Origin of the sequence: Actinomadura rugatobispora (assembly GCF_042656285.1) — a bacterium.
GTDB lineage: Bacteria > Actinomycetota > Actinomycetes > Streptosporangiales > Streptosporangiaceae > Spirillospora > Spirillospora rugatobispora.
Map to the genome: position 1 here is coordinate 1 of NZ_JBHSON010000252.1, position 1,024 is coordinate 1,024.

Sequence of the window (1,024 nt, forward strand, 5' to 3'; positions counted from 1 at the left end):
CTGGCTGATCTGAAGGCTGTTCCCGATCATCTGCTGGGCCGTTTGGTGCATGTGGTGGCTGAGGGTGTGGCGTCGGGTGAGCGTGATGCGGCGGTGGCGCGTGGCGAGTTGGAGTCTTTGGATCGGGCGGTGGTGCGGCTGGCCGAGGAGACGCTTCCGGCCTTGGTGGAGCGGATTCATGGGGATCGCGCTTCGGCTTCGACCGCGCTTGCCGAGTTGCCCGCTCTTCCGCATGCTTCGCTGGATCGCCTGTTGCGGGAGACGGCGGAGGCGCTGGTGGTGAGTGAGCGGACCAGGGCTGCGGCGATGGCGGCGGCGGCGAGTGCGGCCGCGCGGATTCAGGCGCAGACGACGCGGATGCTCGCTCAGTTGCGTGAGTTGGAGGATCGGTACAACGAGGATGAGTTCTTCGGTGATCTGCTGGACCTTGACCATCACGTTTCCCAGATGGGGCGTTTGGCCGACAGCATCGCGTTGCTCAGTGGTGGGCGGTCGGGTCGGCGCTGGACCAAGCCGATCGTGCTGGAGAGCATCATCCGCGGGGCGATGGGGCGTATCGCCTCGTACCAGCGTGTTCAGTACCACTCGACGAGCAACGCCGCCGTTGCGGGGTTCGCGGCCGAGGGTGTGATGCATGCGTTGGCGGAGTTGATGGACAACGCTGCGAACTTCTCGCCGCATGGGACGGCTGTGCATGTGTATGCCGAGGAGGAGGATGCCGGTGTCGTGGTCACGATCGAGGACAGTGGGCTGGGGATGCGGCAGCGTGAGCGTGAGCGTGCGGAGCGGCTGGTGGCGGAGGCGGCGGATCTGACGACGCTTCCTGGGACGCGGCTGGGTTTGGCGGTGGTGGGCCGGTTGGCGGGCAAGCATCGTTTGACGGTGAGTTTTCGCCCGTCTTCGCGGGGTGGCATTGGGGTGGTGGTGTTGATTCCGCGGCGGTTGATCACGCGTGCCTCCGACGAGACGGCTTTGGACATGCCGCCTGGGGTCGGCACCGCCGCGTCGTCCGCTACCTCTTCGC

1 protein-coding gene is annotated in these 1,024 nt (G+C 66.4%); it reads left to right on the top strand.

The genetic code is table 11. From position 1 onward, the window contains the following. On the top strand, positions 1–1,024 hold a 1,024-nt coding region (locus ACFPZN_RS56160; RefSeq protein WP_378293637.1), incomplete at both ends, for a sensor histidine kinase.